General features: G+C 69.2%; 1 pseudogene. It reads right to left on the bottom strand.

Features of this window, described 5'->3' with window-relative positions:
- Nucleotides 1-572, bottom strand: a pseudogene (locus ACFP9U_RS25360) (precorrin-3B synthase); the annotation flags it as partial.

A 572-nucleotide genomic window follows, 5' to 3' on the forward strand; every position in this document is an offset into this window, starting at 1 on the left:
GGGCTCGCGGCCGGTGATCGCGGCCAGTTCGGCATCGCCAAGATCGCGTGCACGGGCGGCCGGGCCGTGCTCGGCGATAGCGGCAAGAACACGCAACGTGATCTCCGCCGCCTCGCTTTGCGAAAAGCGGCCGAGCACGCGGGCGGTGGACGATGAGCCGCCGACACGGAGGAGCCAGGTGATGGCGCTTTCTTCGCAGATGCCGCGCCCCTCCGCCCTTTCAACCAACTCTTCTCCTGCCACCGCCTCCAACTTTACATCAGCGATCATTCCGCCAAGGCCAAGCACGCCGCTGCCATCCACCGTCACGGAGACCTTCGGCCCCAGCCGTGACGTGAGCCCGAGTGCTTCGGCGCGCTCGCGGATCTCGCGCGCCAGTTTCCGCGGGTCGGCCGCCTCGTCCCTGTCGAGCCCTGCAAGCGGGCTTGTCTCCACTGGCAGCCCTGAACGCACGGCGATCCCCAGCGCATCCACCTGCGCGGCCAGCCCGCCGGTGCTTTCCGACGTCAGCCCCCTCACCTGCAGGCTGCCGCGTGCGGTGATCTCGACAATGCCGTTGCCGAAGCGGGCCG

Source organism: Nitratireductor sp. GCM10026969 (assembly GCF_042660605.1).
In the GTDB taxonomy this organism is placed as follows: domain Bacteria; phylum Pseudomonadota; class Alphaproteobacteria; order Rhizobiales; family Rhizobiaceae; genus Chelativorans.